The 15,664-nt window shown below is 64.2% G+C and carries 14 protein-coding genes and 1 tRNA gene; 5 read left to right on the plus strand and 10 right to left on the minus strand.

Translation table 11 applies throughout. The annotated features are described in order from the left end of the window. The first annotated feature begins 56 nt into the window (after window positions 1-56). Complete coding sequence (locus FRF71_RS00190; protein ID WP_147088650.1) at window positions 57-854, plus strand: SapC family protein; 798 nt, start codon at window positions 57-59, stop codon at window positions 852-854. Window positions 855-1,025: 171 nt separating this feature from the next. Here FRF71_RS00190 and FRF71_RS00195 read toward each other — a convergent pair whose 3' ends face one another. After that, entirely contained in the window at window positions 1,026-1,979 is a 954-nt protein-coding gene (locus tag FRF71_RS00195; protein ID WP_147088651.1) for an N-formylglutamate amidohydrolase, read from the minus strand. Between the two features lie 125 nt (window positions 1,980-2,104). On the opposite strand from FRF71_RS00195, the gene cpdR reads away from it, so the two are divergent. Further along, entirely contained in the window at window positions 2,105-2,479 is a 375-nt protein-coding gene (gene cpdR / locus FRF71_RS00200) for a cell cycle two-component system response regulator CpdR (RefSeq protein ID WP_147088652.1), read from the plus strand. Between the two features lie 13 nt (window positions 2,480-2,492). Here cpdR and FRF71_RS00205 read toward each other — a convergent pair whose 3' ends face one another. Beyond that, a complete protein-coding gene (locus FRF71_RS00205; RefSeq protein ID WP_147088653.1) occupies window positions 2,493-2,975 on the minus strand; it encodes a hypothetical protein in 483 nt (160 codons plus the stop codon). 144 nt (window positions 2,976-3,119) lie between these two features. Between FRF71_RS00205 and FRF71_RS00210 the strand changes: the two genes are divergently transcribed. After that, window positions 3,120-3,194: transfer RNA gene (locus tag FRF71_RS00210), tRNA-Val, on the plus strand. Between the two features lie 138 nt (window positions 3,195-3,332). Here the strand turns inward: FRF71_RS00210 and FRF71_RS00215 are convergent. Further along, entirely contained in the window at window positions 3,333-4,100 is a 768-nt protein-coding gene (locus FRF71_RS00215; RefSeq protein ID WP_147088654.1) for a crotonase/enoyl-CoA hydratase family protein, read from the minus strand. A 144-nt stretch (window positions 4,101-4,244) separates the two neighbouring features. Here FRF71_RS00215 and FRF71_RS00220 point away from each other — a divergent pair, with 144 nt between their 5' ends. Beyond that, entirely contained in the window at window positions 4,245-5,468 is a 1,224-nt protein-coding gene (locus FRF71_RS00220; RefSeq protein ID WP_147088655.1) for an NADP-dependent isocitrate dehydrogenase, read from the plus strand. Window positions 5,469-5,560: 92 nt separating this feature from the next. After that, window positions 5,561-7,345, plus strand: a complete 1,785-nt coding sequence (locus tag FRF71_RS00225) for a cation:proton antiporter domain-containing protein (RefSeq protein WP_147088656.1) — start codon at window positions 5,561-5,563, stop codon at window positions 7,343-7,345. On the opposite strand, the gene alaS is transcribed toward FRF71_RS00225, so the two are convergent. The 7 genes from alaS to FRF71_RS00260 form a co-directional block, all read right to left on the minus strand. Then, window positions 7,342-9,987 carry an alanine--tRNA ligase gene (alaS, locus tag FRF71_RS00230; protein ID WP_147088657.1) on the minus strand — a complete coding sequence of 882 codons (2,646 nt, stop codon included), beginning with the start codon at window positions 9,985-9,987 and terminating at the stop codon, window positions 7,342-7,344. The genes FRF71_RS00225 and alaS overlap by 4 nt on opposite strands. Window positions 9,988-10,057: 70 nt before the next feature. Continuing rightward, window positions 10,058-10,876, minus strand: a complete 819-nt coding sequence (locus FRF71_RS00235) for a class I SAM-dependent methyltransferase (RefSeq protein WP_147088658.1) — start codon at window positions 10,874-10,876, stop codon at window positions 10,058-10,060. 42 nt (window positions 10,877-10,918) lie between these two features. Further along, a complete protein-coding gene (gene speB / locus FRF71_RS00240) occupies window positions 10,919-11,728 on the minus strand; it encodes an agmatinase (RefSeq protein ID WP_147088659.1) in 810 nt (269 codons plus the stop codon). 180 nt (window positions 11,729-11,908) lie between these two features. Beyond that, window positions 11,909-12,517 carry a hypothetical protein gene (locus FRF71_RS00245; RefSeq protein ID WP_147088660.1) on the minus strand — a complete coding sequence of 203 codons (609 nt, stop codon included), beginning with the start codon at window positions 12,515-12,517 and terminating at the stop codon, window positions 11,909-11,911. A gap of 269 nt (window positions 12,518-12,786) precedes the next feature. Then, a complete protein-coding gene (recA, locus tag FRF71_RS00250) occupies window positions 12,787-13,854 on the minus strand; it encodes a recombinase RecA (RefSeq protein ID WP_147088661.1) in 1,068 nt (355 codons plus the stop codon). A gap of 155 nt (window positions 13,855-14,009) precedes the next feature. Continuing rightward, window positions 14,010-14,717 carry a sulfotransferase-like domain-containing protein gene (locus tag FRF71_RS00255; RefSeq protein ID WP_147088662.1) on the minus strand — a complete coding sequence of 236 codons (708 nt, stop codon included), beginning with the start codon at window positions 14,715-14,717 and terminating at the stop codon, window positions 14,010-14,012. 14 nt (window positions 14,718-14,731) lie between these two features. Then, complete coding sequence (locus tag FRF71_RS00260; RefSeq protein WP_147088663.1) at window positions 14,732-15,646, minus strand: aminotransferase class IV; 915 nt, start codon at window positions 15,644-15,646, stop codon at window positions 14,732-14,734. Between the last annotated feature and the right edge of the window lie 18 nt (window positions 15,647-15,664).

The following is a 15,664-nucleotide window of genomic DNA, read 5'->3' on the forward strand; positions in this document are numbered from 1 at the left end:
GCCCGGCCTTTCTACTCGGTTACATTCCGTACCGGGTCGCCAATCGGAGAGAATACATGGCCAGCGCGCCGAACGCTACCAACCTGCCGCTGTTCTATCAGGACCTGATGCCGCTCAACAGCCAGGACCACGTCAACTACAAGTCTCGCAACACCGATCAGGCGACCTGGCTGGTGGGCGCGCACGCCGTGCCGCTGACGGCTGAAGAGTTCATCCACGCCGGCCGTAACTATCCGATCGTGTTCGCTTCGGCCGAACAGCCGGTGCCGCTGGCGCTAATGGGTCTCAACGAAGGCATCAACCTGTTCGTTGATGACAACGGCAAGCTGGTGAACGACGGGGTCTATATCCCGGCCTATGCCCGCCGCTATCCGTTCATGCTGGCCAAGCTGCAGCCCGATTCGGAAGAGCTTTCACTGTGCTTTGACCCGACCAGCGATCTGGTGGGCGAAATGGACGAAGGCAACGCCCTGTTCGACAATGGCGAACCGAGCGAAACGACCAAGGGCATGCTGGAATTCTGCAAGAGCTTCGAGGAAGCGGGCATCCGCACTCAGCAGTTCGTCGACGAGTTGAACAAGCATGACCTGCTGATGGACGGCGAAGTCTCGATCCAGCAGCAGGGCTTCGACCAGCCGTTCATCTATCGCGGCTTCCGCATGGTTGATCAGGAAAAGCTGCGCGATCTGCGCGGCGATGTGCTGCGTTCGATGAACCAGAACGGCATGCTGGCGCTGATCTTCGCGCACCTTTTCTCGCTTGATCTGATCAGCGGGCTGTTCGCGCGCCAGGTCCAGGCCGGCAAGGGTCCGATCTCGTTCGACGAGCTGCAGGCCGCCGCCGCCAAGGCCTGATTCTCAAGACCAAACGCCGGGGCTTGCATAAGCCCCGGCCTGGGCATATCTTCTTAACCGTCTTGTCGGGCTGCCCTCATGGCCTGGCAGGGCGTGGTGCACAGTGTGCACCTCCTCCCTGAACCTAGGCCACCTCGTGCATGTCGCGAGGTGGCTTTTTTCTTAGCCCAGCTATTCTGCGGCCTGCGGCCAGGTTGCGTCGATGCTGCGGCCCAGTTCGGCCACCTCGACCGCCAGCTGCCGAATCAGCCCGGTCAGCAGCTCGACCATCGCCGCAAAACCCTGCCCCGGCTCGGCGAGTCGCGCATCGAGATAGCGCGAACGGTCGATCTCGAGCTGCACCGCATGGATTCCGGCGTCCGGCGCAGCGTGGCGTTCCAGCACATAGCCCCCGGCATAGGGCCGATTGTGCGCAGCGGCGCGGCGCTGCCCCGCGAAATAGCCAAAGCAGCTTGCCACCAACGAACCGTGGCAGGTGGTGCCAAACCGGTCCCCCAGCACGAATTCGGGCGGCGGCTGCCCTTCGCGCGGGCCAAGCGGCGGCATCGAGTGAAGATCGATCAGCAAGGCCGCGCCCCAGCGCTGACGCAGCGCGCCGAGCGATGCAGCCAGACAGCCGTGATAGGGGGCGTGGATGTGCTCGATCCGGGCGGTCAGGTCGGCTTCGTCATGGCGGCGTTTCCACAGCTCGCCCAGCCCAGGCAGTCGGCGGGGAATCAGGCCTAGGCCGCTGCGTGCGCGCAGCCCGGGCGTATAGCTGCCCACCCCATCCGGCTTGCCGTGCGCAAACATCTCCCAATCGACGTCTTCGGGCGCACGGTTAAGATCGATCATTGCACGCGGTGCGTGGGCGACGAGCAAGGCAGCGCCCGTTTCGCGCGCCACGGCCTCACCCAGCAGATCGACATAGCGATCCTCCAGCCGCAGCGAGGCGTAGCCTGGGTGGCGCATCCGCTCAATCAGGCTGCCGGGATAGGCACGCCCGGCATGCGGTACTGCGATTAGCACCGGCACCTGCGATGGATCCGCAAGACGCAGCGCGTAGGCCGGCTGGCCATGACTGCCCGGAATCTCGCCACCGGTGGCCACGGACGAATCGGACTGGGCTGGCGCGGCGGGATCCATGTGTGCAAGCTGGCGCGCCGCGCTGGCCCTGTCAAAGCCCGCGAATTGCGATGAAGGAAGAATCTTAACGGGTCTGGTGCTAAACGCTGACTGGACGTACCAAGGGACAACAACCGGAAGTGTCGATGATCCGCATTCTCCTTGCCGAAGATGAAGAAGCCATGCGCACCTATCTGGCGCGCGCGCTTCAGAATGCCGGCTATGACGTGGTTTCCGTCGACCGTGGCACTGACGCCCTGCCTCTGCTCCATACTGAGCATTTCGATCTGCTGCTGTCGGATATCGTCATGCCCGAGATGGACGGGATCGAGCTGGCCCAGCGCTGTGCCGAAATCAGCCCGGCCACCAAGGTCATGTTCATTACCGGCTTCGCCGCCGTGACGCTGAAAGCCAACCGCGAGGCACCGCAGGCCAAGGTGCTATCCAAGCCTTTCCACCTGCGCGATCTGGTGCTGGAAGTGGAACGGATATTCGGCAACGCCAGCCAGGCGCTAATCTAAGCTGCGAAGTCGTTCAGCGCGCGGGGCGGCAGCGCTTGCCCTCATATTCGAAGCGGTTTGGGACATAGGCAGTTCCGTTCCAGCGCTTGACCGGGAAGCAGAACCCCGGACCGCCGATCGCCACGTCCGGCCAGTTGGCCATGCCGCGCGTCTTGAGCACCATTGGCACGCCCGTATCACGGTGGATGAGCCGCCATTTCCCGTCCGGTTGGGCACTCAGCAGCCAAAAGGCCGTTTCCGCGGTGCCATAGCAATATGAACTGCCTTCGGTAACGATGACTTCTTCGCGGCCATCTCCGTTTATGTCGCCAAGCCGTTCGATTGCACCGCCAAGGTAACCTGCCGTCCCAGGGTCATCGCAATTGCTCCGCCATGCACCGCCTTTCCAGACCATTCCCGCAGCCGCAAAGATTGCCCGATCCGATTTGGACGGGCTTGGTGCCGCAATCGCTGCAGAAGCCCCCAGGCCAATGGCTAGCGCCAGAAAAACGCGCATCTTCCGCTCCATGCTTGTCGCGACGGGCAAAAGCGTAACAGTCCTTCACCGGACGGTCCATCAAGGCTTGCATCCCGCGTGCAGCCTCGCTAATGGCGCATCCCTGCCCGGGGCGACGGCCCCGGGTGGAACCTGAATGGTGCCGGGCGTATAGCTCAGTGGTAGAGCACTATGTTGACATCGTAGGGGTCGCAAGTTCAATCCTTGCTACGCCCACCATTCAAGCCTGATACGCAGAAAACCCGCCGGAAACGGCGGGTTTTCTACTTTCAGGACGCCGCCCCAGACTTGATCCGGGGTCACTGAAAAGGCCCCGGCTTCCCGGGGCCTTTTCCATTCTCAAGCCTGCTGGAAGGCTTACTTGCCCTGCCAGTTCGGTTTGCGTTTTTCGGCAAAGGCGGCGGCGCCTTCGCGGGCGTCGCTACTGGTGAAGACCGGGGCGATGTAACTCGCCTGCTTCTGCCACATCTCTTCGTTGCTCCAGGTGTGCGAATCGCGGATGATCGCCTTCGAGGCGATCAGGGCCAGCGGGCCGTTTTCAGCAACGCGAGCGGCAAGCTCGAGCGCGGCGGGGAGCGACGGCCCTTCGACCACGCGGTTGACGAAGCCCAGTTCATAGGCGCGGGCCGCGTCGATGAAATCACCAGTCAGGGCCAGTTCCATTGCGATGCGCGGCGGGATCTGGCGTGGCAGCTTGATCAGACCGCCAGCCGCTGCGGCCAGACCGCGCTTGGCTTCGGGAATACCGAACTTCGACGCCGAACTCGCGACAATCAGGTCACACGAGAGCGCCAGTTCCATGCCGCCAGCCAAGGCAAAGCCGTCAACCGCAGCGATCACCGGCTTCTTAGGGGTCCATTCGGTCAGGCCGCCAAAGCCGCGGCCCTCGATGCTGGGCCGCTCGCCGCGCAGGAAGCCCTTAAGGTCCATGCCTGAACAGAAGGTGCCGCCCGCACCGGTCAGCACGGCGCAGCGCAGGTCATTCTCGGCTTCCAGCCGGTCCATCGCCGCGCTGATACCTTCGGCCTGGGCCTTGTTCATGGCGTTCTTGGCTTCGGGCCGGTTCATCGTGACGATCAGCACGCCATCGCGGACTTCGGTAAGGACTTCGGGGGCTTCGCTCATGAGTCTGGATCCTCTCGCCAGGTGTTTAACCGCACGATTAAAGCGCCGGGGCCGCGAGGTCCAGCCCTTACTTGCACGGCGCGCCGCCTCTGCTAAGGGATCGCCAGATTTTCCGCTAACTCCCCAGTGAAAGACACGCACGCGATGGCCAAGATCAAGGTGACCAACCCTGTCGTCGAGATGGACGGCGATGAGATGACCCGCATCATCTGGCAGTGGATCCGCGAACAGCTGATCCTGCCCTACCTCGACATCGACCTGAAGTACTATGACCTGTCGGTCGAGAAGCGCGACGAAACCAACGACCAGATCACCGTCGATGCCGCCAACGCCACCAAGCAGTACGGCGTCGCGGTCAAGTGCGCGACGATCACCCCGGATGAGGCCCGCGTCGAGGAATTCAAGCTCAAGAAGATGTGGAAGAGCCCCAACGGCACGATCCGCAACATCCTGGGCGGCGTGGTGTTCCGTGAACCGATCGTGATCCAGAACGTGCCGCGCCTGATCCCGGGCTGGACTGATCCGATTGTGGTTGGCCGTCACGCCTTTGGCGACCAGTACCGGGCTACCGACACGCTGATCCCTGGTCCGGGCACGCTGCGCCTGGTTTTCGATGGTGACAATGGCGAGAAGCTGGACCTGGAAGTGTTCAAGTTCCCCAGCGCCGGCGTCGCCATGGCGATGTACAACCTGGACGATTCGATCCGCGATTTCGCCCGCGCCTCGCTCAACTATGGCCTCGGCCTCGGCTGGCCGGTCTACCTTTCGACCAAGAACACGATCCTCAAGGCCTATGACGGCCGCTTCAAGGACCTGTTCCAGGAAGTTTACGAGAACGAAGGCTTCAAGGAAAAGTTCGCCGCCGCCGGGATCGTCTACGAACATCGCCTGATCGACGACATGGTTGCTTCGGCGCTCAAGTGGTCGGGCAAGTTCGTCTGGGCCTGCAAGAACTATGACGGCGATGTGCAGTCGGACCAGGTGGCCCAGGGCTTCGGTAGCCTTGGCCTGATGACCTCGGTGCTGATGACCCCCGATGGCAAGACCATCGAGGCCGAAGCCGCTCACGGCACCGTCACGCGCCACTACCGCCAGCATCAGCAGGGCAAGGCGACCAGCACCAACCCGATCGCCAGCATCTTCGCCTGGACCCGCGGGCTGATCTATCGCGGCAAGTTCGACAACACGCCCGACGTGGTCAAGTTCGCCGAAACGCTGGAACGCGTCTGCATCGAAACTGTCGAAAGCGGCAAGATGACCAAGGACCTTGCGATCCTGATCGGCCCGAACCAGCCCTGGCTGACCACCGAAGGCTTCTTCGCCGCGGTCGTCGAAAATCTCGAAAAGGAAATGCAGGCCTGGGCCTGATCGCAGCATTCGCCTGACAATCAAGACCAAGCCCCCTGCCCGCAAGGTCAGGGGGCTTTCTTTTGCACTGCCCCTGCCGCTAAGGTCGGCGCATGGCCAGTCCGACCGAATTCGTCCCTACTTCTTCGCTCGGCGATGCCCTGGTTATTCTGGGGGCGGCTGGAATCGTCATCCCGCTATTCGCGCGGTTTCGGATTACCCCGGTGGTCGGCTTCATCCTGGCCGGGGTGCTGGTCGGTCCGTTCGGCCTGGGCAGCATGGCGGCACAGCAGCCGTGGCTATCCTACATCACGATCAGCGATCCTGGCCGGCTGGCTCCGTTTGCGGAATTCGGGATCATCCTGCTGCTGTTCTCGATCGGTCTGGAGCTGTCGTTCCAGCGGCTCTGGCAAATGCGCAAAACGATCTTTCGGATCGGCCCGATGGAGCTGTTTGGCGGCGGCGCGCTGATCGCGCTGGTGCTGCTGATGCTGGGCAATACGCTGCCGACCGCGCTGGCCCTGGGCCTGGCCCTGGCCTTGTCCTCAACGGCGCTGGTGCTGCGCATCGCCGATACCCGCACGCCGGTGGGGCGCGCCGCACTTGGGACGCTGCTGTTTGAGGATATCGCACTGGTCCCGATCATCTTCCTGCTCGGTGCGATGGGGCGCGGGGATCAGGCGGCTGACCTGGGCGATTTCCTGCGGACCCTGGGCATGGGCACACTGGTCATCGTGGCGCTGCTGGGGATCGGGCGCTTCGCCCTGCCCCGGCTGTTTGCCCAGGCCGCCCGCACCAAGAGCCCCGAACTGTTCCTGGCCGCCAGCCTGCTGGTCGTCATCGTCGCCGCGCTGGTCACCGGCGCAGTCGGCCTGTCACCGATCGTCGGAGCGCTGGTCGCCGGCTTGCTGATTGCCGAGACTGACTTCCACACCGAAGTCGAAGAGATCATCGAGCCGTTCAAGGGACTGGCGCTCGGCGTGTTCCTGCTGACCGTGGGGATGAGCCTGGACCTGGGCGTGGTCTGGGAACGGCTGTGGGAGATCCTGCTCGCGGTGACCCTTGTGCTGTCGGCAAAGGCGCTAGTCACCGGTGCGCTGCTGCGACTGAACGGCTATCGCACCGCCACCGCAACCGAGGCCGGCATCCTGCTGGCCAGTCCATCCGAGACGACCCTGATCGTCTTGGCCAGTGCAGTGACAGTTAACCTGATCAACGCCGAAGCCGCGCAGTTCTGGCAGATCGTCACGGCGCTAGGGCTGACGGTGACGCCACTGCTGGCGATTCTGGGGCGGTGGCTGGCGCGGCGCGTCGATCGGGCTGGCGCGGTCGAAAGCCATCCCGAAGATAGCGCGCTGCACCGCACCCTGATCATCGGTGGCGGCCGGGTGGGCAAGCTGGTGGCCGAGATGCTGAGAACGCACGACAAGCCCTATCTGATGATCGATGCCAATGCCGATCAGGTCCGTGAAAGCCGCCAGGAAGGCTTCCGGATTGCCTATGGCGATGCAGCGCGCAGCAATGCCCTCGCCCGGTTTGGAGCCGATCAGGCCAGCGCCGTGATCCTGACCATGGACCAGCCGGTCGCGGTTCAGCGCATGGTCCGCCAGTTGCGCCGCGCTTATCCCGAGCTGCCGATCATCGCCCGCGCCCGCGATGCCAGCCACGCGGCTGCGCTCTACCGCGCCGGAGCCAGTCACGCTGTGCCGGAAACGCTGGAAGCATCGCTTCAGCTATCGGAAGCCGTGCTGGTCGATCTGGGCGTACCGATGGGGCCGGTCATCGCCAGCATTCACGAGAAGCGCGACGAGTTCCGCGCCCAGATCATGGAAGAGGGCGAACTGGACGAGAAGCCGCAGCTTAAGAGCTCGAGCCTGCGTGAACAGACGGGCGGTTAGCCCGCCAGCACGCCCTTGACCGCAGCAATCGCCGCCTCGGCCTTGCTGCCGTCGGGACCGCCGCCCTGGGCCATGTCCGCCCGGCCGCCGCCGCCCTTGCCGCCCAGCGCTTCGACACCGGCGCGGACTAGGTCGACTGCGCTGACCTTGCCGGTCAGGTCATCGGTCACCGCAGCGGCGATGCTGGCCTTGCCATCGTTGACCGCGACGATCACTGCCACGCCCGAGCCAAGCCGAGCCTTGGCCTGGTCAAGCAGGCCGCGCAGTTCCTTGGGATCGAGCCCATCGAGGACCTGGCCGGAGAACTTGACCCCGCCCACTTCCTCGTCGGCGCTTGCGGCAACTGCAGAGCCGCCGCCCAGCGCGAGCGCTTTCTTGGCTTCGGCTAGCTCACGCTCCAGCTTGCGGCGCTCATCCAGCAGCGCGGCAACGCGGGCTTCGACGTCGTCCAGCGTGGTGCGCAGCACCGCAGCGGCGCCCTTGAGCGCGTCTTCGCGGCCTGCGAGATAGCGGAAGGCGCCCTCGCCGGTCATCGCCTCGATCCGGCGCACGCCCGAGCTGACGGCGCTTTCGCTGACGATGCGGAACAGGCCGATATCGCCGGTCGCGCGCACGTGGGTGCCGCCGCACAGTTCGACCGAATAGGTCTTGTCGGTGGTGCGGCCCATTGAGAGCACGCGGACTTCGTCACCGTACTTTTCACCGAACAGCGCCATGGCCCCGGCGGCAATGGCATCGTCCGGGCTCATCAGGCGGGTGACGACTGGCTCGTTGGCGCGGATCTCGGCGTTCACTTCAGCCTCGATCGCGGCAATATCCTCGGCCGTCAGCGCGGTCGGGTGCGAGAAGTCGAAGCGCAGGCGGTCAGCCGCAACCAGCGAGCCCTTCTGCGTCACATGCGCCCCCAGCCGGTTGCGCAGCGCGGCATGGGCAAGGTGCGTTGCCGAGTGGTTGGCGCGGATCGCATCGCGGCGTGCGACATCGATGTCGAGCCTGACCACATCGCCCACTTTGACCGTGCCGGCCTGGACCGTGCCATTGTGGGCGTGGAGCCGACCGAGCGGCTTGGCGGTGTCAGCCACGGCGATGGTGAGACCATCAGCGCCGGCAATCGTGCCGCTATCGCCAGTCTGGCCGCCGCTTTCGCCGTAGAACGGGGTCTGGTTGACGATCACGGTTACCGCGTCGCCCGCGCTGGCACTGTCGACTTCCTTGCCGTCCTTGACGAGGGCGACGACCTGCGCCTCGCCGGTGGTGGCAGTGTAGCCGGTGAACTCGGTCGCGCCGACGCGTTCGGCGATGTCGAACCACACTTCGGCGTCCGCAGCCTGCCCGCTGCCCTTCCAGGCGGCGCGCGCGGCGGCCTTCTGCTGGGCCATGGCGGCATCGAAGCCGGCCCGGTCCACCCCGATCCCGCGGGCGCGCAGCGCGTCTTCGGTCAGGTCATAAGGGAAGCCAAATGTGTCATAGAGGCGGAACGCGGTTTCGCCCGGCAGCTCGCCGCCATCGCCCAGTCCGGCCGTGGCTTCGTCGAGCAGTTTGAGCCCGTTGGCCAGGGTGCGGCGGAACTGCACTTCTTCGCGCTGCAGAGTTTCCTCGATCAGCGGCTGGGCGCGGCCCAGCTCGGGATAGGCAGCGCCCATTTCCTGCACCAGCGATGCCACCAGGCGGTGCATCAGGGGTTCCTTGGCGCCAAGCAGGTGGGCGTGGCGCATGGCCCGGCGCATGATCCGGCGCAGCACATAACCGCGGCCTTCGTTGCTGGGCAGCACGCCATCGGCGAGCAGGAAGCTGGTCGAACGCAGGTGATCGGCAATCACCCGGTGGCTGGCCTTGCTCTCACCCTCGGCCTTGACTCCGGTCAGGCCTTCGGAGGCGGCAATCAGCGCCTTGAAGGTGTCGGTGTCGTAATTGTCGGTCACGCCCTGCATGACTGCGGCGATCCGTTCCAGCCCCATGCCGGTGTCAATGCTGGGCTTGGGCAGTTCGCTGACGATCTCGTCGGCGGCCTGCTCGTATTGCATGAAGACCAGGTTCCAGACCTCGACGAAGCGATCGCCGTCTTCGTCCGGGCTGCCCGGGGGGCCGCCGAAGATGTGATCGCCGTGATCGTAGAAGATTTCACTGCATGGCCCGCAGGGACCGTCCGAGCCCATCGCCCAGAAATTGTCCTTGGTCGGGATGCGGATGATCCGCTCTTCCGGCAAGCCGGCGATCTTCTGCCACAGGCCAAACGCCTCGTCATCGGTGTGATAGACGGTGGCGGTCAGGCGGTTGGGGTTGAGGCCCCATTCCTTGGTCAGCAGGGTCCAGGCATGGATGATCGCCTGTTCCTTGAAATAGTCACCGAAGCTGAAATTCCCCAGCATTTCGAAGAAGGTATGGTGACGCGCGGTATAGCCGACATTGTCGAGATCGTTGTGCTTGCCACCAGCGCGCACGCACTTCTGGCTGGAGGTGGCGCGGGGGGTCGCGCGGGTTTCAAGCCCGGTGAAGACGTTCTTGAACGGCACCATCCCCGCGTTGGTGAACATCAGGGTCGGATCGTTGTACGGAACGAGGGGGGCAGACTGTACCACCTCGTGCCCGTGCGAGCCGAAGTAATCGAGGAATGAGCGGCGGATGTCGTTCGTCGAGGTCATAGCGCCTCGCCCCTAGGACAGCCGTGGTTTTCCGGCAAGCAGGAAGGCACGATCAGGCTGATCGCCTGCGCTAATCCTTGCGCGCCGAAACCAGCCAGGCCGCAGCCGCCATCGCGATGACGTTTCCGCTGCGATGCCGTTCCAGCCATTCGCCGATCCGCGCCTCGGCATCCTGCTTGGCTTGCCCTTCAAGGCTGCGAAGATAGGGCGCCGCCGGTCCAATTCTGCGGAACAGCCCCAGCGCATCCTCGACCGGGTCCTCGCCCGTGCCGCAGACATAGGCGAAATCGACCGCCTCGAACCCCATGTCATGCCACCCGGCAGCGGCAAGAATGCCCTCAACATGGGCAGGTTCAGCAAAGGCAAACGGCCCGGGCGCACGCGGATCGCGCGCTGGCGGCAGACCCAGCAGTTCGGCCAGGCCGGTAGCCCAGGCATTCTCCCCTGGCGAACGGAAGCAGGAGAACAACAGCCGCGCACCAGCGGCGGCGCCTGCGCGGATATTGGCGAAGGCAGCCGTTGGATCAGCGAAGAACATCACCCCGTGCCGCGAAACGATCAGGTCAGCCGCGAAGGCTGGATCGTGCCAGCTGCCCGCATCGGCTTCGAAGAAACGGACGTTCGCAAGGTCATTTCCCCGTTCCTTGGCCACTTCGACCAGATCGTGCGAAACATCGACCCCCAAAACCTGCGCGCCGGCATGCTGGCGGCCCAGCGCCAGTGAAAGCTCCCCCGCCCCGCAGCCCACGTCCAGCACGCTAGTGCCAACCAGCGGCGCGGCGCGTTCGAGCAGCCGCTGGGTAAGGCCGGCGAAGGACCGGTCCGTCAGCACATAGTTCTGCGCCCAGCTGCGCCCAACCTGCGTGCGCCAATCCATTTCGGTGGTCATGGTGCCAGGCTAGGACTGGCCAGCCCTGGGTGCAAGTCCTGCCTAGCGCAGGTTGCGGGCAGCCGTGGCAGCCACTTCGCGGACCAGCTTGGCCGCGAGGATCGCGGTGCGATCGTTGATGTCGAAGCGCGGGTTCAGTTCAACCACGTCAGCGCCGACGATCCGTCCGGTCTGGGCGTGGAGCACCGCCAAGACTTCGCGCGTACGCAACCCGCCTGGTTCGGGATGGGACACGCCCGGTGCTTCGGCGGGATCGATTCCGTCAAGATCGAGTGAGATGTAGAGTGGCCCGTCGAGCACCGCGACCTTGCCAGGACTGAAATCGGCGATCGGCACGATCTCAACCCCGAAGCGGGCGGCCTGCTCGCGGCAATGGCGATTGAGCGTGCGGATGCCGACCTGGACGAGTCGGCGGCACAGACCAGCTTCGAGGATCCGGGCAAAGGGCGAAGCGTGGCTGCGCGGGTTGCCTTCGAAATCGTCATAGATATCCGGATGGGCATCGAAGTGCAGGATATTGACCGGGCCGTGCCGGGCCGCGATCGCCTCGACCACCGGGAACGACACCGCGTGATCCCCGCCCAGCAGCAGCGGAATGGCCCCGGCATTCAGGCTTTCGGTCACGGCGGTACGGATGATCGCATCATCGCCGGCTGTTTCGGTCAGCGGCAGGTCGCCGTGATCCTCGAGCAGGAAGTCATGGCCGATTTCCTGTCCGTCTTCCGCCGCAAGGTTGCCGCGGTCGCTCCACAACGCCGCGCGAATGGCCTTGGGTGCGGCGGCGGCACCGCGCGCGAAGGAGGAATTGCAGTCGGTCGGCAAGCCGATGAGGTGAAAGGTTGGAGTCAACATGATGCCCGCGCAGTGGTTGGTTCGAGGCGGTCAAACCTCGCTCTCCGCCTCTTGGCGTCATGGTGGACCAGAAAGCAACCTTGACCGTGACCCGGACGGTTCGTGGGCGTATGCCGACATTGCCTGGCCAAGGCTTAGCCGCCCGGTCAGAATGATCTAACCGGGCGGTCGGCTTATCCATCAGTCCTTGGGCACATCGGCCGGAGCAGCAGGTGCCGCAGATTCGGCCGATGGAGCGGCGGGAGCAGGCTCAGTGGCAACAGCTGGAGCGGCCGCAGGAGCTGGCGGCTTGCTGAGCCCGGCCGCATCAGCGCCAATCGTCTTGGCGACATCGAGCTTTACCTTGTCGTTGCTGGCAGCAACGGTCCCAATCACCTTGCCCTTATTGTCGAGCAATTGCGCTTCGCCAGTTTCACCAATCAGCACCATCCGGACATTGACCGGGTTGGGCGAAAGATGGTTCGAGGCCCCGTTGGTGCCATCGACAACGCCGCCAATGATCCCGCCGAGCAGGAGGTTGCCGGCGGCAGAGCCACCAAGCCGGCTCTGCAGCAGGACATAGGTTGGCTGATAGCCGTCATGGGTGAAGTCGGCGCGCTGGTCATGCTTGCGCTTCACCTTGAGCTTGCAGGGTGTGTTGCAGCTTTCTCCGCTGGTCAGGGTCACTTTGGTGCCCTTGGCGTTGGAATCGAAGCTGACCTTCTGCTTGGTACCGCTGACAACGGTAGCGCATGCGCCGAGCGCAAACGGCAGCATTGCAGCGAATGCCGCGACCTTCAGACGATGCATAGAATCCCCTCCTGTTTGGCCCCTTGTTGGGCAGGTCAAGGCTATGCGCGAACGCCTTTCGGTCAAGGACGGCGGCGACCAATCAGTTCTATTTTCGAGCTTTTTTCAATCCACTATCCTACAGTGAGGTCTGATACCGACTTGCGCAGGTGCATTAGGTGCCAAACGAAAAGACCGGCGCGGGGCCTGTGAGGCACGCCGCGCCGGTCCTGTTTCGTGGAGGGCACCCTGGGGTATTGGGGGGGACGGGGTGCCCTCCCCTGGGAAGATTACATGTCGTCGTCCCCGTCGGGACCCGTCATCATCTCCCCGGCAAGACCTTCGGTTTGGCCGCGGATCGCAGCCTCCAGCCGGTCGCAGAGCTCGGGATTTTCCTTGAGGTAGGTTTTGGCGTTCTCGCGGCCCTGGCCGATCCGGATCGAATCGTAGGAGAACCAGGCGCCCGACTTCTCGACCAGGCCGGCCTTGACGCCGAGGTCGAGGATCTCGCCGATCTTGGAGATGCCTTCACCATACATGATGTCGAATTCGACCTGCTTGAACGGGGGGGCCACCTTGTTCTTGACCACCTTCACGCGGGTGGAGTTGCCGACGATATCGTCGCGGTCCTTGATCTGGCCGGTGCGGCGGATATCGAGCCGGACCGAGGCATAGAACTTGAGCGCGTTGCCGCCGGTGGTGGTTTCCGGGTTGCCGTACATCACGCCGATCTTCATGCGCAGCTGGTTGATGAAGATCACCATACAGCGCGAGCGGCTGATCGAGCCGGTCAGCTTGCGCAGGGACTGGCTCATCAGGCGGGCCTGGAGGCCGACGTGGCTATCGCCCATCTCGCCCTCGATTTCAGCGCGGGGCACCAGCGCGGCGACCGAATCGACCACCAGCACGTCGATCGCGTTCGAGCGGACCAGCGTGTCGGTGATTTCCAGCGCCTGTTCCCCGGTATCGGGCTGCGAAACGATCAGTTCATCGATGTTGACGCCCAGCTTCTTGGCATAGACCGGGTCGAGCGCGTGTTCGGCATCAATAAAGGCCGCCGTGCCGCCGCTCTTCTGCGCTTCGGCGATGACGTGCAGCGCCAGCGTGGTCTTGCCCGAGCTTTCCGGACCATAGACTTCGATCACACGGCCACGCGGCAGACCGCCGATCCCGAGCGCGATATCGAGGCCAAGCGACCCGGTGGAGATCGCCTCCACCTCCATCGTTTCCTTCGAGCCAAGCTTCATCGCGCTGCCCTTGCCAAACGCGCGATCAATCTGGGCCAGCGCCGCTTCCAGCGCCTTCTGACGGTCCATCGTTTCCTTGCCTTCCTGAATCAGCTTGAGTTGTGCAGCCATTGTCCGTCCCCTTGCCTAACCAGCCGACCCAGCAGGTCAACTACGACTCGGTGTACCTGATCTGTTCCATGAGAACAAGAGGGGAACTAGAACAAATTTCGAACATTCATATTTTTTTGTAATGACAGTACTTTATAGGCTATATTGGCCAGAAACTAGAGGCTATAGGCCGCCAGTCGCCGGTAATGTTCCGCCGCCTCCTGGGCGATCTCTGCGAGGTGGGCCGGCAGTACCGGAATCTCGTCCCCGCCAGGCGCGGCAAAGCCGGTCGAGGCCTCGACCCCGGCGTACCAGGCTGGCGCCCAGACCCCGTCGCTGGCGCGCTTGCCGGCTGGCCAGCTGAGCATCGCCGAGTCGAATTCGATCTCCAGCGCCGCGCATAGCGCACCGAGTGTGCGGGCCGGATCGGACAGCACGTCCGCCGCGTCGATCACCGGCGGCGCGCAGCCCAGCCGGTCAGCCACGGCATCGAACAGCTCGCTTTGCTGGACCACGCCGATATCGGCGAGTGTCACCGTTTCCCGGCTCTTGACGTAGGAGGCAAGCACGCGGACCGGGTCACGGATCAGGAAGGCATTGCGACACGCCGCAATCCACCCGCGCCCGAACTCCGGCAGCATGTGGTGGGTCATGTGCTTCTGGTACCATATCGTGGAACCATCGGGCGCAGCGCCGATCAGCTGCCCGGCCACCTCGCGCCAGTCATTGGGCTGCGAGGCCAGCACTTCGTCGCGCATCGGATGATCAAGCCCCGTTTGCGCCAGGTAGGCGGCGTAGAACGGTTCATCGCTGACCGCACAGTCGGCCCGATTCTCGAACGCGCGCATCATCGCGGTTGAGAGGTTCCGGGGGCCCGACCACATAGCGATCCGGACTGTCACAGCAATGGGTGCTCCCTGGCGTATTGATCCTTCAGCGCGGCATAGGCAGCCTGGAGTGCTTGCGTGACCGGACCGGCCCCGGGCGGAAAGGATGTGCCGTCAACCCGCGCCACGGGCGTGATCCCGCCCATCGTGCCGGTGACGAAAGCCTCATCGGCACCCAGCAGATCCTGCGGCGGAAAATCGCCAACCCGGATCGGCGCGGCACCACCCTGGCACAGCGCGATCACATTGCCGCGGGTGATGCCGGGGAAGCAGAACCGGTCGGTGGCGCAGCGCACCGCCCCGTCCTTCACCCAGAACAGGTTGGTCGCGTTGCACGAGGCGATCATGCCATTGGGATCGAGCATCACCGCCTCATCCGCTCCCCGATCGATCGCTTCGAGCAGGGCACGGATATAGTTCAGCCGGCTGTGCGAATTCAGATGCATGTCAAAGGTTTCGGCGCCGCTGGTGCGGATCGAGCCGATGTGCAGGTTCAGGCCGGTCGCGGCCACGCTTGGCACCTTGAATTCGGCGGTGCAGACCACTGTCGCCTTGCCCAGCGCGTGACGCGGGTCCTGGTTGATCGAGCGCTTGCGCCCGCGCGTGACCATCAGCCGCAGGTGCGCGCCGTCTTCCATCCGGTTGGCCAGCAGCAGGCGCTTGAGTTCGCCGCGCATCTCATCCGGCGTCAGGCCCACATCAATCGCGATCGCCTTGGCCCCGGCATAGAGCCGCTCGAGATGGGCATCGAGGAACAGCAATGCACCGCGGTGCAGCCGCAGCCCTTCCCACACTCCGTCGCCCAGCCCGAAACCGGCATCGAAGATCGAGACTGTAGCTTCCTGCAGCGGGACCAATTCCCCATCGACCAGCGCCAACACCCCGGCATTGCGCGGGTCTTCGGCAAAGTCCTGGCTTCCGGCCATTTGCCCCCGCCCGCCCTG

Origin of the sequence: Novosphingobium ginsenosidimutans, from assembly GCF_007954425.1 — a bacterium.
GTDB lineage: Bacteria > Pseudomonadota > Alphaproteobacteria > Sphingomonadales > Sphingomonadaceae > Novosphingobium > Novosphingobium ginsenosidimutans.